This window comes from Thalassobacterium maritimum (genome assembly GCF_031127805.1).
GTDB classification, from domain to species: domain Bacteria; phylum Verrucomicrobiota; class Verrucomicrobiia; order Opitutales; family Coraliomargaritaceae; genus Thalassobacterium; species Thalassobacterium maritimum.
On the sequence record NZ_JARXHW010000006.1, the window covers coordinates 18,300 to 41,931 of the forward strand.

Annotated in this window: 22 protein-coding genes and 1 tRNA gene; 13 read left to right on the plus strand and 10 right to left on the minus strand. The window is 49.7% G+C overall.

Annotation, left to right across the window (positions count from 1 at the left end):
• Positions 1 to 6: 6 nt before the first annotated feature.
• The 5 genes from folE2 to QEH52_RS04080 all read right to left on the minus strand — a co-directional run bounded on the left by folE2 (position 7) and on the right by QEH52_RS04080 (position 3,430).
• The gene (folE2, locus tag QEH52_RS04060) at positions 7 to 798 is read right to left on the minus strand and encodes a GTP cyclohydrolase FolE2 (RefSeq protein WP_308948778.1); all 792 of its coding nucleotides are present in this window, start codon (positions 796 to 798) and stop codon (positions 7 to 9) included.
• Between the two features lie 6 nt (positions 799 to 804).
• Positions 805 to 1,485, minus strand: a complete 681-nt coding sequence (locus tag QEH52_RS04065) for a 7-carboxy-7-deazaguanine synthase QueE (RefSeq protein WP_308948779.1) — start codon at positions 1,483 to 1,485, stop codon at positions 805 to 807.
• 3 nt (positions 1,486 to 1,488) lie between these two features.
• Positions 1,489 to 1,926, minus strand: coding sequence for a 6-pyruvoyl trahydropterin synthase family protein (locus QEH52_RS04070; protein ID WP_308948780.1), 438 nt, complete (start codon positions 1,924 to 1,926; stop codon positions 1,489 to 1,491).
• A gap of 25 nt (positions 1,927 to 1,951) precedes the next feature.
• Entirely contained in the window at positions 1,952 to 2,653 is a 702-nt protein-coding gene (gene queC, locus QEH52_RS04075) for a 7-cyano-7-deazaguanine synthase QueC (RefSeq protein ID WP_308948781.1), read from the minus strand.
• A gap of 339 nt (positions 2,654 to 2,992) precedes the next feature.
• Entirely contained in the window at positions 2,993 to 3,430 is a 438-nt protein-coding gene (locus QEH52_RS04080) for a hypothetical protein (RefSeq protein WP_308948783.1), read from the minus strand.
• Between the two features lie 213 nt (positions 3,431 to 3,643).
• On the opposite strand from QEH52_RS04080, the gene QEH52_RS04085 reads away from it, so the two are divergent.
• From QEH52_RS04085 to QEH52_RS04105, 5 genes are all read left to right on the plus strand, one after another.
• Positions 3,644 to 4,396 (plus strand): M48 family metallopeptidase, encoded by a 753-nt coding sequence (locus QEH52_RS04085; protein WP_308948784.1) that lies wholly within the window; start codon positions 3,644 to 3,646, stop codon positions 4,394 to 4,396.
• 521 nt (positions 4,397 to 4,917) lie between these two features.
• Entirely contained in the window at positions 4,918 to 5,973 is a 1,056-nt protein-coding gene (locus QEH52_RS04090; RefSeq protein ID WP_308948785.1) for a tyrosine-type recombinase/integrase, read from the plus strand.
• Positions 5,974 to 5,984: 11 nt separating this feature from the next.
• Positions 5,985 to 6,635, plus strand: coding sequence for a hypothetical protein (locus QEH52_RS04095; protein WP_308948786.1), 651 nt, complete (start codon positions 5,985 to 5,987; stop codon positions 6,633 to 6,635).
• 964 nt (positions 6,636 to 7,599) lie between these two features.
• Positions 7,600 to 8,520, plus strand: coding sequence for a DnaA ATPase domain-containing protein (locus tag QEH52_RS04100; protein WP_308948787.1), 921 nt, complete (start codon positions 7,600 to 7,602; stop codon positions 8,518 to 8,520).
• 123 nt (positions 8,521 to 8,643) lie between these two features.
• On the plus strand, positions 8,644 to 9,243 hold the full coding sequence (locus QEH52_RS04105; protein WP_308948788.1) for a hypothetical protein: 600 nt from the start codon (positions 8,644 to 8,646) through the stop codon (positions 9,241 to 9,243).
• 430 nt (positions 9,244 to 9,673) lie between these two features.
• Here QEH52_RS04105 and QEH52_RS04110 read toward each other — a convergent pair.
• A tRNA-Gly gene (locus QEH52_RS04110) sits at positions 9,674 to 9,747 on the minus strand.
• A 201-nt stretch (positions 9,748 to 9,948) separates the two neighbouring features.
• On the opposite strand from QEH52_RS04110, the gene QEH52_RS04115 reads away from it, so the two are divergent.
• The gene (locus tag QEH52_RS04115; protein ID WP_308948789.1) at positions 9,949 to 10,869 is read left to right on the plus strand and encodes a DUF4886 domain-containing protein; all 921 of its coding nucleotides are present in this window, start codon (positions 9,949 to 9,951) and stop codon (positions 10,867 to 10,869) included.
• Positions 10,870 to 10,914: 45 nt separating this feature from the next.
• On the plus strand, positions 10,915 to 13,053 hold the full coding sequence (locus tag QEH52_RS04120) for a hypothetical protein (RefSeq protein ID WP_308948790.1): 2,139 nt from the start codon (positions 10,915 to 10,917) through the stop codon (positions 13,051 to 13,053).
• Between the two features lie 114 nt (positions 13,054 to 13,167).
• Here QEH52_RS04120 and QEH52_RS04125 read toward each other — a convergent pair whose 3' ends face one another.
• The 3 genes from QEH52_RS04125 to QEH52_RS04135 form a co-directional block, all read right to left on the minus strand.
• Positions 13,168 to 14,175, minus strand: coding sequence for a GlxA family transcriptional regulator (locus QEH52_RS04125; RefSeq protein ID WP_308948791.1), 1,008 nt, complete (start codon positions 14,173 to 14,175; stop codon positions 13,168 to 13,170).
• 22 nt (positions 14,176 to 14,197) lie between these two features.
• The gene (locus tag QEH52_RS04130) at positions 14,198 to 14,629 is read right to left on the minus strand and encodes a hypothetical protein (RefSeq protein ID WP_308948792.1); all 432 of its coding nucleotides are present in this window, start codon (positions 14,627 to 14,629) and stop codon (positions 14,198 to 14,200) included.
• Positions 14,630 to 14,758: 129 nt separating this feature from the next.
• A complete protein-coding gene (locus QEH52_RS04135) occupies positions 14,759 to 15,352 on the minus strand; it encodes a DUF4202 domain-containing protein (protein WP_308948793.1) in 594 nt (197 codons plus the stop codon).
• Between the two features lie 176 nt (positions 15,353 to 15,528).
• On the opposite strand from QEH52_RS04135, the gene QEH52_RS04140 reads away from it, so the two are divergent.
• Positions 15,529 to 17,145: an ATP-binding protein gene (locus QEH52_RS04140; protein ID WP_308948794.1), complete on the plus strand. Its 1,617-nt coding sequence runs from the start codon at positions 15,529 to 15,531 to the stop codon at positions 17,143 to 17,145.
• Between the two features lie 44 nt (positions 17,146 to 17,189).
• On the opposite strand, the gene QEH52_RS04145 is transcribed toward QEH52_RS04140, so the two are convergent.
• Positions 17,190 to 18,179, minus strand: a complete 990-nt coding sequence (locus tag QEH52_RS04145; protein WP_308948795.1) for a glycoside hydrolase family 16 protein — start codon at positions 18,177 to 18,179, stop codon at positions 17,190 to 17,192.
• Between the two features lie 204 nt (positions 18,180 to 18,383).
• Here QEH52_RS04145 and QEH52_RS04150 point away from each other — a divergent pair, with 204 nt between their 5' ends.
• The 5 genes from QEH52_RS04150 (at position 18,384) to QEH52_RS04170 (ending at position 23,614) form a co-directional block, all read left to right on the plus strand.
• Positions 18,384 to 19,430 carry a collagen-binding domain-containing protein gene (locus QEH52_RS04150; RefSeq protein WP_308948796.1) on the plus strand — a complete coding sequence of 349 codons (1,047 nt, stop codon included), beginning with the start codon at positions 18,384 to 18,386 and terminating at the stop codon, positions 19,428 to 19,430.
• A 152-nt stretch (positions 19,431 to 19,582) separates the two neighbouring features.
• Positions 19,583 to 20,575 carry a helix-turn-helix transcriptional regulator gene (locus QEH52_RS04155; RefSeq protein ID WP_308948797.1) on the plus strand — a complete coding sequence of 331 codons (993 nt, stop codon included), beginning with the start codon at positions 19,583 to 19,585 and terminating at the stop codon, positions 20,573 to 20,575.
• An 85-nt stretch (positions 20,576 to 20,660) separates the two neighbouring features.
• On the plus strand, positions 20,661 to 21,557 hold the full coding sequence (locus QEH52_RS04160; protein ID WP_308948798.1) for a nucleotidyltransferase family protein: 897 nt from the start codon (positions 20,661 to 20,663) through the stop codon (positions 21,555 to 21,557).
• A 9-nt stretch (positions 21,558 to 21,566) separates the two neighbouring features.
• Positions 21,567 to 22,706: a phosphotransferase enzyme family protein gene (locus tag QEH52_RS04165; RefSeq protein WP_308948799.1), complete on the plus strand. Its 1,140-nt coding sequence runs from the start codon at positions 21,567 to 21,569 to the stop codon at positions 22,704 to 22,706.
• Positions 22,706 to 23,614 (plus strand): NAD-dependent epimerase/dehydratase family protein, encoded by a 909-nt coding sequence (locus tag QEH52_RS04170; protein ID WP_308948801.1) that lies wholly within the window; start codon positions 22,706 to 22,708, stop codon positions 23,612 to 23,614. Before QEH52_RS04165 ends, QEH52_RS04170 begins: the two co-directional genes overlap by 1 nt.
• Positions 23,615 to 23,632 lie beyond the last annotated feature (18 nt).

A 23,632-nucleotide genomic window follows, 5' to 3' on the forward strand; every position in this document is an offset into this window, starting at 1 on the left:
TTAACACTAACGTGACCAGCGAATCTCAGCGAAAGCGTTGTGATTATGAATACTCTCTTCATTCACAGAACGCACACGGAACCAGACAATTCTCTCGTCAGCCATTAACTCAGTAGCGACTCCTCGAACCAGGTCTTCAACAAAGACTGGTTTATCGTAGGCCTGCTCTGTCACAAATTTCTCGTCCGGGCGTTTGAGCAATGAATATAAAGGAGCCGAGGCAGAATGCTCCGCAACTCGAATCAATTCTTCAATCCAAACAAAATCCCAAGTGCCATCAGGCTTCTTGCGAGTGCGCACCTTAATCGCAACACGACTCCGCTGGTTATGCGCACCGTAACTACTGATCTCTTTACTACAGGGACAAAGACTCGTAACGGGCACAATGACTTCCAAGCTGAAGTCACTTCCGGTGCCGTTCATTTCACCAGAGAAACAACAATCATAGTCCACCAACCCCTCAGACTGAGTCACAGGCGCTTTCTTAATCAAAAAATATGGAAATGACACATCGATGTGCGTCTGCTCCGCTTCCAAACGCTCTTGCAACTCAGCAAGGATCACGGGAATGGTTCGCATTGTCATGTCACCATGATGACGATTGAGAACCTCTACAAAGCGACTCATATGCGTGCCCTTGAAGTGGTGAGGGAGGTCCACCGAAAGCGCAATATTAGCGACGGAGTGTTGCTCCTGATTCTCCTGATCAAGCACTACGATAGGATAACGGAGGTCTGACACGCCAACGCGATCAATTGGAATTCCACGTGTATCCTCTAAATTTTGAACATCTTTCATATATAACTAAAATCCTAACTTCTGATTGCCTCCTAGCGGAACGTTTGAGCGCGAACGAGAATCCAGTAAGTCTGCGTGATACAACTTATGCAGTTGATATCCCGGACGAAACGGAGAACCGTGCGCTTTCGCCCACTCAGTGATTGAACGAAGAATACTAGGGTCATCTCTCTGAGACCATTCGGGGTGAAGCCAGACATGTGTTGTAGTAATAAATTTGTGAATCGCCTGATTCCAACGGTCAATAGAATTATCACTCTCTACAATGATTTTAATCTCATCCGCACGACGAAGATTCTCCTCCAGTGGCATTTTCTGCCACTTCGGACTCACTGTCACCCAATCGAAGTCCCCTTGAAGTGGAAAAGCGCCACTCGTTTCAAGATGCACCTTCAAGCCGCGCTCATGCAAAGCTGTCGTCAGTGAGGTCAGATCATGAATTGCAGGCTCGCCCCCCGTGATCACCACACAGTCTGGATTATGCTTCACAGACATCTCAGCGAGTTCAATGGGTGATTGCCGCTCAATATCCTTCGGGATGTAATCCGGGTGCCACGTTCCAGCGGAATCGCACCACGGACATTTTACTGGGCACCCAAAAGTCCGAATAAAGAAGGCAGAACGTCCCATATGAACGCCCTCCCCTTGCCATGTAAAAAAGCTCTCATGGATGGGCAGTTGTTTCATATATTAGAGTTGAGGAATAAACTTCACTGTATTCTTACGGTCTTCAAAAATCTCAATCCCCGAAATCCAGACTCGTTCCCCTTCGTGCTCTCGAACAAGAGCCGAAAACACTTGATATAAATGCTTAGCCAGACCTTCACCTGAAGCACTCTTCACCCAATATGGCTGATAAACACCTGCAGGCGCGGAGTCAAGAATCTGCTTAGCTAAGGGATCTTCGTCCGAGAAAACGCAGGCATGATCCAGATTATCATCAATATACTTCTTTAAGTATTTCAGTTTGCCAAAATCAACCACAAATCCGTTGGAATCATACTCAGAGCAGGCGAAGTCTAATTTAATATCCCAGTTATGCCCATGAATCTGAGAGCAATGCCCCGAGTGCAGATGCTGTCGATGAGCAAATGGTATATCTGTATAAATTTTAGAACAAGTTATCATAGCTAGAGTTTAAGTATAGTTTACATTAAATTCGCCAGTCATTGGCGATCATTTCGTCAACTGTTGGTGCAGTATCAGCGTATGGAGTCGGGTCAATCACTCCAGCTAAATGAAAAGCTTCGCGACGCTCCACACATGTGCCACAACGACCACAATGAAGATCTAAGCCCTTATAGCAGGACCAAGTCTCGTCAAATGGAACTCCAAGCTCCGCACCGCGTTTTGCGACATCCGCCTTAGTCATGGCGACAAACGGACGATCAAGCTTAACCACCTGCCAATCTGCGAGTTGCATCACATGATCCATCCCTGCTGCAAACTCTTCACGACAATCAGGGTAGATCGCGTGGTCACCACTATGAGCGGCATAGGAGACAGTATCCGACTTGGTCGAAATCGCCCAACCAGTCGCCACAGCGAGCAGAATCATATTTCGATTCGGAACGACAGTGACCTTCATATTCCCCTCCGCATAGTGCCCATCGGGGACTTCTATGTCATCAGAAGTGAGACTGCTACCAGCAAGCAGAGGCGCCAAAGCCGTCAGATCAGCGATACGATGCTCCACTCCGAGTTTCTCGCAGACAGATTTAGCTAAATCCAACTCCTTCTTATGACGCTGACCATAGTCAATCGAGAGCGCTCGAACCTCAACACCAGCGTCAAGTAAATGATATAAAAGAACGGTAGAATCCATTCCACCAGAGTGTACGAGTATAGTCTTCATATTTAAGTAAAATGATTATTAGAATATTCAACTGACATCCAGCAGATATTACAAAAGTTAAGGGCCAATTTACAGCATGCCGTAGGCCATTAACAGTCCGAAAGGTGTTTTAATCGAAATGAGCAATTTCAAGCATCGCCCCCCCCCCAGTTTAAGAGCCTAATTCTAGATGGAGTCAGGGTCCCCATGCAGAGGAATTTATTCCAACTTGGATAAGAACTCTTTCCCTACAGCAATTAAAGCATCCAATTCCAAGATCTCACGCATGTCGACATCAGCCTCGCGATAGGTCTGGCCTTTTTCTTTTTGCGATAACTTGTGCCATGAGATCCAAGTGGTTCAGTATCGAAAGGATACGAGCCAAAAAATAATATTTGGATAATATGGTTCCATTACTATCCGAAAAAACGGTGGGAGTTTCAGCAAATAATCGCCAGTTGAATTAGAGACTTGGAAACATGTATCGTCATTAGGAAAAATCTTAAGGTGTAGGTCATGCTCAAGCAACTCGTGGCAAAGATTTTCATCACCATCAGCCCATTCCATTTTAAGAGTATGACGCTGAATATCAGACAAAGCATATTTCTGGCTCAAGTATTCAATATATTCCTCCTCCCCATCATGAATGTCATAATCAATCGAAGCTTCAAATAATATACGTATGCTAAGGCCAATATTGTATAGCTGCTTAAACATATTCTCGTGTAGCGCACGCAGTATTGTTGGACCATCATCAAAAAGAGTCTTACTTGAATCAATCGGAGCAATTGCTTTCAATAAGCGAACAGACGTCCCAATAGCTAGAGAAATTAGCTTTGCACCTTTCTACAATTCATCTGCCTCCTCGTCAGGGCCTGAAGCCATACGCTTCGTAAAATCTGCTGCTGACGGACAGTCACCGACATCGTCACCATCTGAAGTAAGTAGTTCGAGCAAGTATCCAGAATAATGTCGATAAGCACCAGCAGCGTCAATTTGGGCTATAAGTTCATGAAACGTAAGTTCTTTTATCGGCATGCCCGAAAACTACAACGATGCGATCCTCTACTCAGAATGAGTCTGGACTTCGAATACAGCATCCAACGATCCGCGAAACGGAAGCGCCTGACCATCACCGTCGAGCGCGACCGAACCGTCGTCGTCCATGCGCCCACGAGTGTGAGCGAAACCAAGATCGAAGAGATCCTGCTAGCCAAGCAGCGCTGGATACGGGACAAAATAAATCACACTCAAAAATATACAGCAGCGATCCATCCTCCCGGGAAAGAGATCGTGAATGGAGAGTCGGCCCTCTACCTAGGGCGTCATTATCAGATCGAGCTGATCCCCGAGAAAGAGAAGACCATCCGCTTCGAGCAGAAGTTTCTAATCCCCGCCTGGCTGGCCTCCGGACGGCGCACAGTGCTACGCTCATGGTATAAAGAACGGGCGGAAGAGAAGATCCTCCCCAAAGTCGAGAAATTCGCCCAGCAGCTAGGAGTCAACTATGGCAAGGCCCGTCTAATCGACGACCTCTATCGCTGGGGCTCCTGCACGCCCAACGACAACCTACATTTCAATTGGCGGCTGATTAAGGCCCCGGTCTATGTGATCGACTATGTGATCATCCACGAACTCGCCCACCTACGAGAGTCTAACCACACTCCTCGCTTCTGGAGCATCGTGCATTCCCAATGCCCAAAGATGGACAAGGCCAAACAGTGGCTCAAAGAGCACGGGCAAATTCTGGAGGAAGAAGTTTAAGCGCTACTACGCTGGCTGCGCCATGCGTCGCTCGACTAGTCCGCCATAGCTCGACTAGCGAAGGAGAAAGAGCGAGTCCCCAATCTTAGCCTTTTTGACCAAAATGAAGCCGTAACTTAATTCTAAAGTCGCGCCCCGCTTCGTTCTGCGAACTACGCAGGGCATGCTTCCATCTGTGTCGCTACTTTGGCTGCGCCATGCGTCGCTCGCAGGGCGAAGCATGGTGCGGGTAGACGGAATCGAACCGACGATTCGATTCTGGGGCTTTCAAATAAAGGGCACCGCCCGTTAACCCGCATAAACAATACAACTGTGATTTTAAAAACTTTAATGATTTACATGCAGGTATGTAAGTAGTATGTAAGAAAGTCGAAATGGCTTACTTACGAAAACTCCCAAATTGCAAAAATTGGATTGCTTGCTTTCTCGATAAAGATGGAAAGCTAAGGAACCGCAGCACGAAGATTCCCGACGCGGGAAGTTCAAAAGATCGAGCCGATGCAAAGCGACGCGCTCAAAAGATGGCTGAACTATTCGAGCGAGCTGCACGCGGGGAACTGCAACGGGAAGCCGAGATTAAAGAGACCTTCAATGAATTGCTAGTGCTTGGCGGTTCCGCTCCCGTGGAATCTTTGACCGCAAAAGCCTTTTTCGCTTCATGGATTGAGCGAGCCGAGAAGTCAGGGAAGCCCGAAACGACAATGCAACGCTACCGCCAAGTTTCCCGCGATTTCGTCAACAGCTTAGGCGACCGCTCAGAAGCACCATTTGAGCAAATCACAGCGGGAGACGCTCAGTCATATATCGACGGACTCGCCGCGAAAGGACTCGCCAAGAAAACAATCACCAACAGCTTGAAGATTCTAAGAATCCCATTCGCTGAACAATGCCGACTAGGAAAGCTTTCCTTCAATCCAGCCGCCGCCGCCAAGCCTTCCGAGACAGCACGCGGAAGCATGGAGAAAGCCCCCTTTGAACCCGAGCAAATAGGGGCACTGCTGAAAGCCTGCAAAAGCATAGAGCTGGGGAATGAGTGGATAACTGCTATCCACTTTGCCTATTACTGTGCTATGCGTCTTGCCGATGCTACCCGTATGACGTGGGAAGCAATCGACTTTCAAAAGAATACAATCAGCTTTGTGCCGCAGAAAACGCGCAAGAAAAATCCTGCACCGATCGAACTGCCATTGCACCCCGCGCTTCAAGACCACCTCTTAAAGCTGTCATTGCCAGATGATCCCGCCACTTGCATCACTCCCGAGTTGCACGCATGGAAGCCAGCCGACCGGAGCCGTTTCTTCTCATACAAGCTCATGCCACTTGCAGGAATTGACCAGAAGCGCACAGGGCCAGCATTAGACAAAGACTCTAAGGATAAAGGCCGAGGCGTTTCAAAGCTCAGTTTTCACAGCTTCAGGCACTCACTTGCAAGCCACCTTGCCGCCGCCGGAGTAGCTCCCGAGCTCCGCATGAAGATCACTTCACACAGCGACGAAAAAGTTCACAAAGGCTATTCACACTTAGAGACCGAGACTTTACGCGACGGACTAAGTAAACTGCCCTCAATTGAGTTCTAATGCCGAGAAAAATGACAGACCAAAACTCGGAAGGATGGCTTGAAGAGATTAGACGATTTGAGGAAATCTTCGGGCCTCGGATTTATTTAGATCAAAAAAGTTCCGTTACAGCCGAGAAAGGCACGCGATCCTTTTTCCAGCTTACAAAAGAAGAAAATGGCGTAGGTGTAAAAACAGTAAGCGACACCATACAGGGAGCGACGATGAAACCCTTTTTAATTTATGGCCTAATCCCATTGCTTGCCACTCGGAGCGTTAATTTCCGTAAGCTTTGGGCAGACATACCAAGCGCAATCAAAACGCGCTATCAAGTGCAAGGGCTTCCCTTTACAACACAAGTGAATGACCGCAACTTCTTTAGTGCCGCCCTATGGCCTGAAGAAGCTCTCGATCAGTCGAAATCCTTACTAGGTCATTGCATGGCTATCTCACCCGATTGGACACTTGCTTGCCTATCTGAAATTCGTGCCACCTACTCAAGACGCTTAGACTTTATGCCTGAACTTTTTATGATGGGATTCAGGCGTTCCGAGATGTTTTCTAATGATGAACTTGGGGAATTGCTTGGCAAAATGTATCCGTCTCGCTGGGCTTCTGTGGATGTTAGGGAGCGCAGGAAAGAGCTTCGAGCTAAACTTCAAAGAATAATAAAGGGGAAATAGGCAAAAAAAATCCCCTTTACGTTAGGTATACAAGAAAGAAGCACCATGCTTTATTAAGAGCATGGAAACAATACAAGACACCCAAACACCCACCGCGCCACGGTGGATTCGACTACCGCAGGCCGGTAAGACTTGCGAGCATACAGGGCTTAAGCGCGGGCAGTTGCTGAAGCTATCAAGCAACCGTGAGAACGGGATTCGCGTTTGCCATTTGAGGGAAGCGGGAGCCAAGCGGGGAACTAGATTGATAGAGCTAAACAGCTTATTCGCATTCATTGACGCACGCGCCGGATTCTCTGAATGAACCTGAAATGTCGCAGCTATGTCACGCCCCCCAAAGAAAACGGCCGTGCTGACTAGGCACGACCGTTAAAACTCTACTAATGGACTTACAAAATAATACAGAAAAGCCCGAAGGGGCAAGTAAAAACCGTATTCATAAATCAAATACACAATGGCGTGGAACTTCGCCAAACGCTGAAAGGCCATATTGCTGGGCGTCCGAGGTTGCACTCAGGCGAGTTGTCGAGGTCGCAGAACACCAAGGTTTAGCGGTTTACATTGCTTTATGCAGGTTAGAGACTCGCACACCTACGGATAAAAAGAGAATGTTCTATGCTTCACTGGCAGAAATTGGACAGCTTTCAGGGCTCTCATCAAGGCGAGTATCACGTTACATCGACGCCCTATGTCGAGCGCGGCTAATAGTCCAAATCAAGCCCACTGGAAAAGCTAAGGTTCTGCACCAAGCGTGCATGTATTCAATCCTTTCAAGACAGGACAAGGCGTCCACTTCAGAAGGGACAGTGCGTCCACTTCGGAGAGGACAAAAACCTATACAGAAAACGTCCATTAATAAAGAGTCTCATGCCCTAAAGGGGCATGAGGAATCTATTCCGCACTCCGGGCGGTCAGACTCTATCGAGTCTTCTGCCCAAAGCGGAACAGAGACGGAGGTTTCCACATGGTAACTAACAACCTAATTGACACGCTCTATTTTGATGAGGAAATCACATCACCGAGCACAATACTTTGGAGCAAGGTCGCAGTGATACGGGAGGCTTCCATAATCGACCACGGCGGAGAGGTAACATCGAAAGTCGAGGTTGAAAAAAATGATGGCTCAATGAGCAAGGGAATCCTTCGAGGTGAATTATCAAAAGGAGATCCAATCATAGTTTTGCCTAATGGCTCTGCGATACTTGGAACCGAGTTTTCATGGATAGCCCTCCGAGATGCTTTTGAAATTGCTTGCCCGATTGAAGAAGAGCTCGGTTTTTATGATACCTCTGGCACACCTCCAAGCCCCAAGGCTTACGAGACACTCATGGAGCTAGCTGACACCCTCCACACCCGTATTGAGCACCATACACCGCACCCAGCGGGCGCGTATCTGCACGGAGCGTCTTTCGGAGGCAAGACAACTGCCAAGTGGCATTTCATTTTAAGATGGACGACCAATTACGTTTCAATCGAATTGCTAAACAAAAGACCAATCGACAAGGCCGTAGTGATTTGGGTGGAGGCCGACGAATTCGCAGAAAAAGCGAAAAATAAGGCCAAATTTGGGCAATCAATGGACTGGCTCAATGAGTTGTCAGAGGTGCCAATTCTGGCAATTGACGATCTCGACAAGCTGCAAATTTCAGAGTCCGTAGAGGTCGCATTCTTCGGACTAATCAAGCGACGCATCGAAAGGAGGAAGTTTACAATTATTTCCTCAAATATGGAAGCCGCCCGATTCGTTAACCGATTCTCAATTGATAGGCGTCAACCGATTCTCAACCGGCTGCACAAATTCTATAAGCCGATCAAGTTTACACGGCAGACAAAGCAAGCAGAACCACAGCTCAGCACGGGAAAGCCGCCCCCCGCCCCGCTTTAAGGATTCTTTTTTTTACTCTCAAAATTCAAATCGAGTCGGGCACACCCAACTCCTTGTTCTCGAAAACCAAAATTTCAAAAATCGGCATTCCGCCGATCACTACCAACCAATAAAAGACAGCACATGAAAATACTACGCAGCAAAACCACTGAGCTTGCCGAGCTAGTCACGAAATACAACCAGCTTGCCGAAGTCGCGAACGTCGAACTTCCAAGCGCAGAAGACCATGCTCGCCAGCTCATAAAAGAGGAAGGGCTCAACCCAGCCGAGGCGATTCAGAAAGTCAAAGACCTAGCGGCAGGACACTTGCTTGCCGAGCTCGAATTGGAGCAAGTGCAAGAATCCATATTCGATCTTTGCATTGAATTGGAAACAGCCCTTTTGCCGATGCGGGAAAAACTGCACAAAACCGCCCAGGCCGCAACCGACGCCGCGTTGACTGAGTGGCATAAGCAATCATCGAAGTTGTTTGAGTCGGAACAAACCAGACTAAAGGTGTTCGCAGCTACAACGCTGTTCAGCAAGTCACTTACTGCTTGGAAAGCTTGGGCCAGCATCCCTACAGTTTCAACTAGCCGAGGTGTTATTCGGTGGCACGTGGGCAATGTTGAAAGCGAGGTAAATATCTTCTCTCCCGGGCACTCTGAACAGGTTCGTCCACTCGTTCGACACATGCCGCAATATGAGTTGCCTGCTTTGGTCAACACGCTGAAGGCGCTATGAGCAGCTTAATTGCAGAGATTGCGCTCAGCCTACTTGGCATGATGACCGCCATTCTGATATTACTCGCCCAACTCAGCACCAGCACCGAGTAGCTTTTTCGTCCGTTCGGCGGTCTCTCAGAAATGGGAGGCCGCTTTTTTTTGTTCCGTATGCAGGCCGATAGCAAAAGACCAGCGGGAGCAAGACGGGAACGCCCGCAGGCAAGCAGGCAGGCATAGTCTCAATGACAGCCAAATGCCACCGCAACCCGCACTAAAGCCGATGCAAAACGACTGCACTACTGTTCACATTATTGCCGACATAGGCATTCATAATCTTAATGACTAATAAGGCAGGTATGTAAGCAGTATGTAAGAAACAGCCATTCCAACCACCAATTCAGAGCATAAAAGAGCCTCAAGTGCTTGCACTTAAGGCTCTTATATCGAAATGGTGCGGGTAGACGGAATCGAACCGACGACCTCTGCGTGGAAGGCAGATGTTTTACCTCTAAACTATACCCGCGTGGATTGAAGGTTCGGAAGATGTCGATACTCATGCCTATGGGTCAAGTAGGAATTGATAGAATCTGGAAAAAAGTGCTTTTTTAAGAACGACCGTGACAAACACGATTGAAGACATAGGTTCTATGCTTTCAAATTAAAGTGATTAGGCATGCGCCTACATTGGAATGTGCCCAATCCCTCCCCAGTTATCATACATCTAATGAAAAAAATACGTCTAGGAACGATCGCCCTATTACTCTGCTTGACGCTCAGCTTGACCGCCGAGACCATCCAAATCCTTGGAGTGGGTAACAGCTTCACCGTAAACTCGCAGAAGTATCTGCCGCAAATTATTGCATCCGATCCGGAGGTGGATGCTGTCGTGGCCTGCGCATACATCGGAGGCTGTCCCTTGGATAAGCACATGAGCTTGGCAAAGGCCCATGAAGCGAATTCTGAGGAAGGTGCTAAATATACTTACAAAATCGACGGCAAAGATGCGGCTCGCAATGTCTCACTCAAGCATATGCTGCAGGACCGCGAATGGGACTATATCACCATCCAGCAAGTCAGCACCAAGAGCTATAAGATCGATAGTTATTACCCCCATGCGAAGGACTTGATCGACTATATCAAAAAATACGCACCTCAGGCAGAGATTATCGTGCATGAAACTTGGTCGCATAGTGTCGACAGTTATCGGGCAACTGACTGGGGCCTCGATCCACGTGAAATGTATGCCAAACTTCACGCGGCCTATAATCAAATCGCCGAGGAATATGGCCTACGCATCATCCCGGTGGGCACCGCCTTTGAAAATGCCCGCAAGACTGAAATGTGGCATTACGAGCCGACTAGCATCGATCTCAACAGCCTGAGCTATCCAGAAGACAAGGCGAATCTGCCTGACGAAAGCAAAAGTATGAACCGCATTTTCTATTGGAAAAAAGACAAAGAAGACAATTGGTCCGTCAAAACTGATGGCTTCCACGCGGGGCGTAATGGCGAATACCTGGGAGGCTTGATGTGGTATCAATTTTTCTTCGAAAAGGACCCACGTGAAATTACTTACAAGCCTGAGAAAATGACAGAGGCACAAGCCGCATCACTACGTCAGATTGCCCACGACACAATTCAATAAGGACGGCACCTGCCAGTCGCGGCGCCGGTGAAGTGTCCGTTAAATATGAATATAATCCCGAGCTTTAACGGAACACACTCTTGGAACTTCACCCGCCGCGGCGGCATTTTTCAAGTTCAGATCGATACAGTCGAAGACTTGCGTGCGCTGAGTACTCTTGATCCCAAACTCTGGGTCGCACTTAGCTGCCCTGTCAACGATCTCGAAATTGATCCACGCACATTGTCCTTAATCGACCACGATGCCGACAGTCGTGTCCGTATTGAGGAAATGCTCACTGCCGTGGATTGGACTTTAGCACGTCTGTCACACCCGGAGTCACTCTTCGCTGGTGGTGACTTGCCACTGGCGGCAATCAATTGTGAGGATGCTGAGGGGGAGAAACTACTGGCTTCCGCCAAGCGCATCTTAGCAAATATGGGCGCGCCGGAGGCCACATCGATTTCGGTCGAGCAAGCCGCAAATACCGAACAGATCTATGGCAAGTCTCGCCTGAATGGAGATGGTGTAATCGCCAAAGACGCCAGCGGCGACCCCGAACTACAGACATTGATCGGCGAGATCATGGACTGCTTGGGAGCGGAAATCGACCGCAGCGGCGAGCCCGGTATCACGAAGGCGAAACTCGATGCCTTTTTTGATCAAATGCAGCGCTACGAAAGTTGGTGGCGACAAGGTGAAATCGACACCACTCAGGGCGAAGATGTCTTTCCGCTCGGTGACGCCACGCCTGATGCTTTCAAACATTTCATCGCAGTCGAGCAGAAGATCGATGATTTTTTTGCGCGTTGCCAACTGGCCGCCTTCGACGCCCGCGCCGAGGCACCTCTCAATCCTGGAGTGGCTCTGTATTCTGAAATCGCCGACAGTGATTTTTCACAGCCTCGTAAAGATATCGAAGCTTTACCGCTCGCCAGGATTTCGCCGAGCTCAACCGTGCCCATTCTCGAGGGGATCAACCCAGAATGGCGCGCCCGCATGCTCAGCCTGTGTGAAAAAGTGATTCGCCCGCTCGGCATAGGCCCCGGCGATTCTTTAGAGATCGATGAGTGGCAAGCGGTTAAAGCACGCTTTGAAGCCTATCGGCTTTGGCGACAGTCGAAACCCTCTACCGGCATAGAAAAGCTAAAAATCAAACGAGTGCGCGCCCTACTCGCCTCGGACTTGCGGGACAAAATTAATGCCTTACTAGAGGAAGACGCACGCTTAGCCCCCGAAATGAAAGCAATCGATAGTGTAGAAAAATTGGCCCGCTATCACCGTGATTTAATTGTATTGCTACAAAATTTCGTTAATTTCAAACAGTTCTACGACGAGCAAGTGTCTGCAATTTTTCAAGCGGGCGAGCTTTATCTGGATGGGCGGGAGTGCCAGCTCTGTCTACGCGTTGGCGACCCGACTAAACACGCAGTGTTGGCGACGCTCTCGCGCGCTTTTGTCGCCTACTGTGAGTGTCGGCGTCAGGACTCACCGACCAAATTCTACATTGCCGCCGTCTTTTCTGCCGGTGACTCCTCGAACCTAATCGTAGGTCGCAATGGGGTCTTTCGCGATCGCAAGGGTCTCCTGTGGGACACGACGATAGTACGCCTGATCGAAAACCCGATCAGCATCCACGAAGCCTTCTTGATGCCCTATGTTCGCATCGGCCGCTTCATCGGAGAGAAAATTGAGAAATGGGCCGTAACTCGCGATAAGGCGATGCAGAAACAAATGGAAACCGGAGTGGATTCCGTAGGTGATCCTAAAGCGACTGAAACCAGTGCGAATGGCCCCGCAATCGGGGGACTTGCGGCCATGCTAGCAGCTGGCGGGATCGCGCTCGGCGCTGTTGGAGCCGGCCTGGCCTCCCTCTTTAATACCATGAAAGCGCTGACATGGTGGGAGCTGCCCTTGGTTGTTTTAGGCGTAATTTTAATGATCTCACTACCTTCGATGGTGATTGCGTGGCTAAAATTGCGCAAGCGCACCCTCGCCCCCTTGCTGGACGCATCTGGCTGGGCCGTCAATGGGCGCACCCTAATATCAGCTAAACTCGGACGTGTATTAACCAAACGAGCAAGCTTACCACTGAGTTCACATTGTAAATTTGATGAACGAAGTGGCGTGCGCAACGGTCTTTGGGCAGCTCTGGGGCTAACACTGCTAGCGACAATCGTCGTATGGCTCTACCTAATGTTCTAGGCTTGGCAACCAGATGTTACTTAGGTCTCGGGCAGATCCCATTTGCCCGTCTAAGGTTAAAAAAAATAGAGATTAAGCTAAAATGCGCGGCCTGTGCCTGACCAGTCACCAGATTCAAAGCATTCGCTCTTTAGCTTCGCGTCGTATGGTCTGCGGTGGCCGTCCAAGTAAACGTATGAAAGAACGGCGCATCCTTTCTAGGTCCATAAAACCCGAAACTTGAGCAATTTCCTCTAACGACTGCGAGTAATGATTTTCTATTAAAACTTGAGCCGATCGCACACGTAATAATTCGATCGCCTTAGCAGGCGTTTGACCTGTTTCTGCGCGAAATACACGCGCAAATTGACGGGGACTTAGAGAAGCCACTGTGGCCAAGGCTTCGACACTTAAGTCTTGGTCGAGATGTGCACGCGCGTAATTGATCACTAGGCTCATGCGTTCTGAGCGAGCTTGCGTCTGTAGCAATTCCGAATACTGAGACTGCCCCCCTGGGCGTCGTAGATAGACAACTAAATCTTGAGCGACTAAACGAGCAATGCTTTCGCCAAAGTCATCTTCCACCAGAGCCAGTGCCAAATCGATACCACTGGATATGCCTGCAGAGCTCCAAACCTGTCCGTCTCTCAGATAAATTCGTTCAGGATCGAGGATGACTTTAGGATATTGCTGTCGAAACGCCTCTACGAAGCGCCAATGAGTGGTCACTTTTCGCCCATCTAATAAACCTGCTGAAGCCAACAAGAAGGCACCCGTGCACACGCTCACGATACGATTCGCATCAACCGCTGCACCACGCAGCGCGTTCAAAGTATCTGAACAGTCGCACACGGCTGCCATTTCATCGCTACCGGTAACAATCAAGGTGTCCGTAGGACTTCCATTCATACGCTTGGAATCCAAGGACAGGCCATTGGAACAAGGAATTTGCCCACCTGACAATGAAACTGTTTCCAGTTCATAAGCACGCGCACCATGTTGTTGCGCGATCTCAAATACTGCGAGAGGCCCCGCGAGATCGAGCATTTGTATACCCGGAAAAATGAAAAATCGAACTTTGATAATTGAAGAAGCTCCTAAATGTGACGACTGCTTATCAAGCAGCGTTAGTGATGCCGTCATACTGCGTCAACCACCAAGGCGATCAACGTAGCGAGGCTGTTTCCAACTGCGTAAAACGGATCGCCTCCCCTGTGACGTGTTTTTTGTCCGATGAAAACAGTACGCCGAAATCACTACCGCCCCCGACACTAAAGTCAGGCGTCGAAGAGGAAGAGTAATCTTTGATGACGATCGCTTCAGCCCCCATCAATGCCGCCTGTTTCTTTAACGCAGTCAATGCCGCCTGGCTCGCATGCTCGGCCTTGCGCAAATACCCCTTCGGAGCAGATGCCTCTACGAGTCCTAAAGTCTCATAATGAAGAGGATAACTGGTCAAAAGCTTCACTTGCAGCGGATTTGTCGCCTCATATTGCTGCGTTCCCGTGCGTATGGCGCTGCTGGTCGAGCAAGCGCTCCCGATTAGGAGCCAGCTAATAGTGAGTAGGACTGAGGAGGTGATTATTCTAGATTTCATAGTATGTGTGAATGATGCTACACAGCATAGCAGATCCGCCTATTAACTCCATGTCACAGAAACCTCGAATCCTGCCATGCGCCACTCGATTCAGTCGCGCAGAGAGCAATCTCCGGCCCAGCGCCTCGCTCACGCCAAGGCTTGCTGTACCAAGCGCGTCGCATGCTCGGACAACGGCAACCGAAGCGCGGCGGCATGCCCGCGCTCACTCATTTTCGCCCAAGTTTTTTGTAAGATGCGGATGATTTTGTCTTCTTCCCACTGGCTCAGATACGACTCAAACTGTGTTTCAAGAAAGACCAAGCAGAGCGCATCTTCGATTTGTTGCACGTCCTGGTTCGACTTCAGGCCTTCTTTCAGGTTGATGGTAGTGACAGCCTGGACCGTGGCATCCTCATAGCCGTGAGCTCGTAGCAGTTCGGCGCTCTTTTGTGCATGCCATTTTTTTAAGTCGCTACGCCATCTCAGATAGCCTTTGCGGCCTTCGGGATAGTCACCGCGCGGCATTTCCCAACGACACAAGTGCTGACAGCGCGCCGCCAAATGTACTGCTTCGCTGGCATTTGGGTAAAGAGCGTCCACCCAGCGTGTCATTGCCAATGCATCGTGGAGCTCCTTTGGCATCGGCCCTCCCTCTGATGCGAGCACATCCGGATCCTGACTGTTAAGCGAATCAAATGCTGCGATGGTTTCTATAAAACGCGACTCTTCTTTAAAATGCATACCCCCAATTGACTGCAGCAGAGGCGGCGACAAGTCACACCTAAAAAACATTATCATGCATAGATATGGAACGAAAAATGCGACTCGTCGGTGAATATAACAGTTGAAAGATTCATATATCTGAATAAACGACCCAATCATATTCATGGGCAAACGCCCCTTCAATTCTACCAAACATGTCACCCCCAAGCCAGCAAATCACTCACAAACGCAGTCGTAAGGGCTCCCCGCTACCTTACCTGCTAGTGATCGCCAGCCTAATTATAGTGGCGGCGGTGGCGATCGACCTCTATCTGGAGCGTATCGACCTCGAAATCGCAGTTAATGATCAGCGCGAAGAATGCTTGCTAGAGGCCTCGATTTTAGCTTCTCGCATCCAGGCAGAAGCCATCTCCACCTTTTATTTAGTCGTGGGCCTGGCACGTGTGATCGAAATCAATGGCGGCATCACGGATACGCAATTTCAAGACATTTGCTCGCAACTGGTGCGCTCTCGCCCCGGATTACGTAATATCGCGGCGGCACCGGACATGGTTGTCAAATATGTCTATCCCCTCGAGGGTAATGAAGCGGCTGTGGGGCTTGATTATTCTAAGCACCCAACCCAACGGCATAGTGCCTTCAAAGTCAAAAAAACAGGTCAGCCGCTGATCGCAGGTCCCTTTATACTTGTCCAAGGCGGGGAAGCGGTCATTGGACGCTTCCCGGTCTATGTCCGTTCACCAGAAAGCAATGAACGAAGTTTTTGGGGCATTATCTCCACCCCATTAGACACGGGCATTCTATACAAAGAGGCAGGCTTGTTGGATCCCTCCTTGCCGATCGAAGTCAACATTCGTGGACTCGACGCATCCGGAGCGCGGGGCAAGTTTTTTTACGGTCACGAGAGCATTAGCCAGTCCAATCCAGTCCATTTCCCCATCGAGTTGCTTTCAGGCAGCTGGGAAATGGCTGCAGTGCCCAAAGGCGGTTGGCTGCAGGTAAGTCCCAATGCAACATACATACGTAGTATTACGGGTATTGTCACTATCTTGCTCTTACTCCTGATCACGATCTACTACCTTTTTTTACGGCGCGTTCAGCACAGCCAAAAAATGGAGCGTGAACTTGTAACTATGCGAGAGCGCTTTTATGCCAACATGAGCCATGAGTTGCGCACGCCACTGAATGGGATTTGTGGCATGTCCGAGCTCATAAAAATGTCATCACAAGATGCAGAAATTGTAGACAATGCAACCATCATACTACGATCTGCTCAGACCTTAACACGTTTATTGGACGACGTACTCGTGCTGAGCCAATCGCAAAATATACAAATTGATCATATTCAAGAAATTTCACTTGAAGACTTCCTCGCAGAATTAGTGCCACCACTGCAGCATCAAGCCGAAGCGAAAGGACTGATCCTATCCATCAAGAGCATTCCTTTAGAATGCAAACAGATCGAATGTGAACCTGCGATGCTGCGGCAAATACTTTGGAATCTGCTCTCCAACTCTGTCAAATTCACCCACACTGGGGAAGTCTCACTACAGGTGAGCGCTCAAAACAGAGAGCAAATTTGCTTTCACGTTCGCGACACGGGCATTGGTATTGATGCGAGTCAGCGAGAGCGTATATTTGAAGCCTTCGTGCAAGAAGACGCCAGCGATTCTCGAAAATTTGGAGGCGCGGGTATGGGGCTGGCCATCGTTCATCGATTTGTTCAGCAACTCGGCGGCAGCATTGAGGTCAGCAGCGATAAAGGGCGCGGCAGTGAATTTATCGTTACCCTCAATCGAATAAAAAAGTAAAGCAATCGTCGCCTCTCCCCGCTCCCACCGGGCTGACACAGCTGCTACTCGCCGACGTAAACGCGCACATAATCCACCAGTGCGCGTGACATCTCACGCATCTCTTCAGAATCCGAAACATAGGGCCCCGAGATGCGACCGTCGCCTTGGTTGGGGTCCCATGCGTTGACCTGAAATTCCATCGTCAGTAGCAACATCATATCGACCGGATCGCTGGGAATGTTCTCCGTAAAGCTGTAGTAAAGCTGTCCATCCACATAACACTTCATCGACTCAGTGGTCCACTCCAAGCCATAGACATGATAGTCACTGTCCATCACATTTACCAAAGAAAGCGCTGGAGGGTCGGACAGCGGGTTGAACTGCTTAGACTCGGAACCACCCGATTGTGACCAATGATTGGCGACATTAAAGCTGTGGTCCAAGTAGCTCTTCGCGCCTTTCGCGATTTCAATCACATCCACCTCCGTGCCATCGACAGGATTGTCGTTATAGGCGCGCGTCTGCGAAAAGAGCCAAAAGGCAAACCAAGTAGAATGCCCGACCACTTGATCCGTTCGCACGCGGGCTGAAATATACAGAGCCCCATCCTGCGGACTGAAGAACTTTCCATCCCACTTCACCTGTGTCGGCTCTGTCGAATCCCAGCGCTCGGGATAGCCAGTCATCAAATAGGCAGTTTTTACTTTGGCGCCATTGGCATTGGATTCAGTTTTATCACTGACTGCACGAATGACCAACTGCCCCTCTCCATTGAGCCAATGCTGCCCCTCGCGGACGCTATACATTTGAGCGGTATCCTCCGAGCGACCATTCCAGCGTAGGCCTTTTTCATCATTCTTGTTAAATTCCGTAGGCGTATAGCCTAGCATGGGATACCAATCCTTGAGCTCGCCATCGCCCGAAAACTCATCGGACCAATCCAAGTGCCAATCTCCTGCGGGCAACCACTCATCGTCAGCAATGGTCGAGTGCAAAGGGGCGATCAACATAAGAGCCAGTGACGGCATAGAGAGGTAGTGCGATATTTTCATGAATATTTACGGGTTGAGCCAAGGTGAGAGAAATATCTTCCCCGCAGTTCTACACGAGTCAACTGCTGCACTGATGCAAATAGACCGCCCATAGCGTCGGCAACTTGGACGAAAAATCGTAAAAAGCACAATTCGCAGCACCTAATTAAAATAAGGCAAACACCCTTGACTAACTACGTATTATTACGTATCGATTTTAGTAATATGCAATTTACACTTTTATTACAAGCCATCCCCAATTACACCCGCATGGCGCTGTTCGCAGCTGGAAGCTGCCTCATGATGGCACCAATCAGTCAAGCGAGCACATTGGATCTGCCCGTAGCGGATTTGCTCACAAAGTATAATATGGTGGCACTCGGCGATTATACAACAAACGCACACACTGAAGGCCGCTTTATCGTATACGGCTCCACCTATGGTGATGTTTCCGGTGCGCCTAACACATTGACTGTGACACCCCCCGATGAATCAGTCATCGTCGGCGGTTCCGTAAATGGCAATATGACCATCAACTCCGGCAACGTTCGCATCAGCACAAATGGCGTGAATGCAGGCGTCTTACTCACCAACGGTGGCAGCATGGCGACCTTCAGTAATGGTAAACGAATTCAAGTCAACTCTGGCGGCAAAGTGATCCTAGACCCCACGATGGATATCAACTCCAGCGCACAAGCGATGAAACAATTCGCGGTGAATGTCGGCAACCTGAACAACGACAGTGGCGCCTCGATTTATGTAAATAATCAAGGGGACTTAGTCGGAAACTTGGTGGATTCGAACAGCGATGGCTTAGTAGTCGTTAACATGGCCTTTAGTGAACTGACGGAGATCAGGAATAATAACGACAAGTCATTGTTGAATCAACTCGCAGCAGTCGACGGTGTCGTCATTAATGTGACAGGCACCCCAACTGGTACGTTCAAAAACGATGGTTGGAACGATACATTCGCCTCAAAAATGCTCTTCAATTTCGTCGACGCCACCGCAGCGGACACCATCAAGATTTCTGGCAGTGGTAAATTCTGGGGCAGTATTCTCGCTCCTGAAGCCAATATTAATAGCGTCAGCAATATTATCGAGGGAGTCGTCGTGGCTAACAACGTCGTCACCGGCGGACAAGAACTACACCTCCCCGCTCTAGATACAAACTTCACTGAGAAACTGGTATCTGCAGTGCCAGAACCTAGCACCTATGCACTAATTTTCGGATTGTCGGCATTCGTTTTGGTCGCCAGCAGACGAAGATAAATACCTGCCCTATTTGCATGACAAAAAAATGGTAGACTCGTAAGAATACCAAGGTGCGATCGGATCACGTTCGCATTGCATGAGTCCGTGTTAAAACTTGCACTCCTCACTAGAATGCAGGAATTTTGTATTTTTAACAAGATCGCCGATTCATGCGCCAAGATACAGCTTCAGCTACAGACAGTCATCCGATACCCATAGCAGCGAATCAATCGGTTCGCAAAGATGAGCCATCCACACCCCTAGAATTGCTACAACCTCTGCGGCTGATGGCTAACGCAGTCGAGGTTCCGGACAGCTTGTTCAATGGCTTACGTATTCGACAATCACCGACTCCGGACAACATCATAATCTTTGACCGCAGGGACCGGACCGCCTTTCGACCAGAGGGCGTGAGCCATAATTTCCACCATCGTTTCGAACTCGTTTGCGTGCTAGAAGGCAGCGGCTCGGTGCGTATTGGAGAGCAGAGCTTCCTACTTGAGCCGGGCGATTGTGCACTCATTCACCCAAACCAGTTTCACCATTATATGGATGTCGATGCTAAGCAACTTGACTGGCTCTTCATCACCTTCGAGATGAATGAAGCCGATAGCTTAGCGACTCTCAAAAGCTCGCCCCGACGACTGGACGCGACTGGTATTCTAGGGCTACAGAACACACTGCTGCACTACCATGCAAACGATGGAAAACAACCGAACGCACTGGAGACGGCCTACCACTTATCTCATTTCCTAAAGCACATGCGGCAGCTCCGCAATATCCCCGATCAACGCATCTATCAAAGCGTAGCCGAAGACGATAGTCGGGATGCAATTCTAGAGCAGATTAATAGCTACGTGCGCGACCACCTAAGCGATGCGCCTACAATCTCAGACCTAGCTGAAGGGATCGGCTACTCCGTCAGTCACATACGAGCGGTCTTTCGTGATCGCCTCGGCGTCAGCCTCGGTCGTTACATTCGCGAGTCGCGCTTATCGGAAGCCGCCAAATTATTGCAGGACAGTGACCTTAATGTAACCGAGGTGGCCAAGCGCACAGGGTTTGACTCACTATTCGCATTTTCGCGCGCCTTTAAAAATACCTATGGCATGCCCCCGAAGGCCTACAGCCTGAAAATCCGTAACGGCCCCAGCCAAGAGTAAGTCACCTCGCTAAACGAGAGAATCAATATTGTTGAAATTTATCATTGTCATTTTTGTTAATTAATTAAATTTAACCACAAAAACAATGAAACCATTAAAACCAACACTACTCGTTCTGGCAGCTGGCATGGGCAGCCGCTATGGAGGCTTAAAACAACTGGACGCCGTCGGCCCGAATGGCGAGACGATCCTCGACTACTCCGTGCATGACGCCATGGCAGCAGGCTTTGGCAAAGTGGTCTTTGTCATCCGTCGCGATTTTGAGACACAGTTCAAGCAGGTCGTAGGCGCACGCTATGAAGCGCTCATTCAGGTTGAATACGTCTTTCAAGAATTAACGACTGTCCCCCCAGGCTTCGAGGTGCCCGCAACCCGCAGCAAGCCCTGGGGCACCGGGCACGCCATCCTGATGGCCCAAGATGTCATCAACGAGCCTTTTGGAGTGATCAACGCGGACGACTTTTACGGCAGAGACGCCTATCAGCAGTTGGCACAATTCTTATCGGATTCGCATGGCGCACAAGAGCACGCCATGGTGGCCTACCCGCTGCGCAACACCTTGAGCGAGCACGGCACAGTTTCCCGAGGCGTATGCCGCACAGACGAGGCCAATCAGTTATTGAGTGTCGAAGAAGTCACCGCCATCTCCAAAACTGACACAGGTGCGCAGGCCGGCAAAATTAATTTTACCGGCGAAGAGCTCGTCTCCATGAATTTATGGGGCTTCCAATGCAGCATTTTTGACGCGCTCAATGCGCAATTTCGCGAGTTCTTATCCGCTCACGGCGAGGAGGCGAAATCTGAATTCTTTATCCCTTTTGTAGTGGACGAAGAAATTAAGAATGGCCGCAGTCAAGTCACAGTCCTTCGCACAAATAGCCAGTGGACAGGCGTCACTTACCGCGAAGACAAAGCAGCGGTTGAGGCATTTATCCAACAACTCATCACTGAGGGTGTTTACCCCAACAAGCTCCACGCATAAATCCATATCATGAAATTTGAACGCACACCCGTCTCCCAAGACCAACTGAAAAGTGTCACCCAGGCATTTGCACTTTATGGCGACTTCGTCAGCGGCGCTCCTTACGGATCGGGGCATATCAACGATACTTTTGCCATTCACGTGAATCAAGGTGGCAGCTTGTTGCGCTACATCTTCCAGCGCATCAATCACGGTATCTTTCAGAATCCCGCCGAATTGATGGACAACATTGCCCGCGTGTGCGCGCACAACCTTGCGGTTAGCGAGCGGGCCGAAATTGCCGACAGTTCTCGGCGCGTGATGAGCATCATCCCCGCTCGCAGCGGCGAACCCTATGTCCGCGACGCAGACGGCTACTACTGGCGCTGCTACGTCTTTATCGAACAAGCCAAAACCTACGATCAAATCGAGAGCCCGCAACAAGCCTTCGAGGCCGCCAAGGCCTTCGGCGACTTCCAGCAACTCTTGGCCGATATCGGCGGCGAACGCTTACACGAGACCATTCCCGACTTCCACAACACAGCCGCGCGTTATCAAAATCTAGTGCGTGCCATCGAAGCGGACCCTTGCAATCGAGCGGCGTCCGTGCGCGACGAGATTGCCTTCTTTACCCAACGTGAAAAAGACGCAAGTCGCCTGCTGCGAATGATGGAAGCAGGCCAACTGCCCGAGCGCGTCACACATAACGACTGTAAGCTCAATAACGTAATGATCGACGACGAGACTGGCGCCGGCATCTGCGTCATCGATCTAGACACCACCATGCCTGGCCTCGCACTCTACGACTTTGGCGACTTGGTGCGCACCGCGACCAGTCCAGCGCTAGAAGACGAGCCCGACACCAGTAAAGTTGTCATGCAAATGCCTATGTTTGAAGCCTTGGTTAAAGGCTACCTGCAAGGCACTGGCTCGATGCTAAATTCACACGAACTCGCAGAACTCCCCTTTGCCGGCAAACTAATCACATTAGAAACGGGTATGCGCTTCCTGGCCGACTATCTAGAGGGCGACCAATATTTCAAAATCAAACGCGAAGGCCACAACCTAGATCGCTGCCGCACACAAATTGCGCTTGTGCAATCCATCGAACAACAATTTGAAGCTATGAACGACATGGTCACTCACACCAATAAGGAGAACACACAATAATGCGTATTTTAATCACAGGAGGAGCTGGGTTCATCGGCAGTCACGTCGTCGAGCACTATCAAGGCAAAGCAGAGATCCGTGTTCTCGACAACTTGCGAACCGGTTATCGCAGTAATTTAGACGGTCTCGATTGCGAATTCATCGAAGCTAGTATACTCGACAAGGAGGCTTTGGCCCAAGCCATGGAAGGCGTCGATTACGTCTTCCACCTCGCCGCACTGATCAGTGTGCCCGAATCAATGGAGCGTCCACACGAGTGCGCGGAGCTCAACATCAATGGCCTGCTCAATGTCTTACAAGCCGCCCAAGCCGCCAAAGCAAAGAAACTCGTGCTGGCGAGCTCTGCTGCGATTTACGGGGACAACCCCAGCGTGCCAAAAGTTGAAAGTATGACACCCGAGCCACGCAGCCCCTACGCGATCACCAAGCTCGATGGCGAATACTACTGCGAACTCTGGCAACGCGAGAACTGGCTCCAGACCGCTTGCCTACGTTTCTTTAATGTATTTGGCCCACGTCAAGATCCCAACAGCGCCTATGCGGCCGCCGTGCCCATCTTTATCGACAAAGCTCGTAAGTCCGAGACAATTACGATCTTCGGCGATGGCGAACAAACCCGCGACTTCATTTATGTGAAAGATATTGCAGCCGGTCTCGCCTACGCGGCCGAGACCGAGAGCGTCACAGGTGCCTACAATATCGGCTATGGAGGCAGCATTCGCATTAACGATCTGGCACAACAAATTGTGGCACTAACAGGTTCCAGCTCGGAAATCACTCACGCGCCCACTCGCGCCGGCGATGTTAAACACTCCTCCGCCAGTGCCGACAAACTAGCCGCGACTGGCTGGCGTCCACAATTCGGCTTCGAACAAGGCTTGAACGAAACGCTCGCAGCAACGATTTAAAATAATAGGCACAAACAG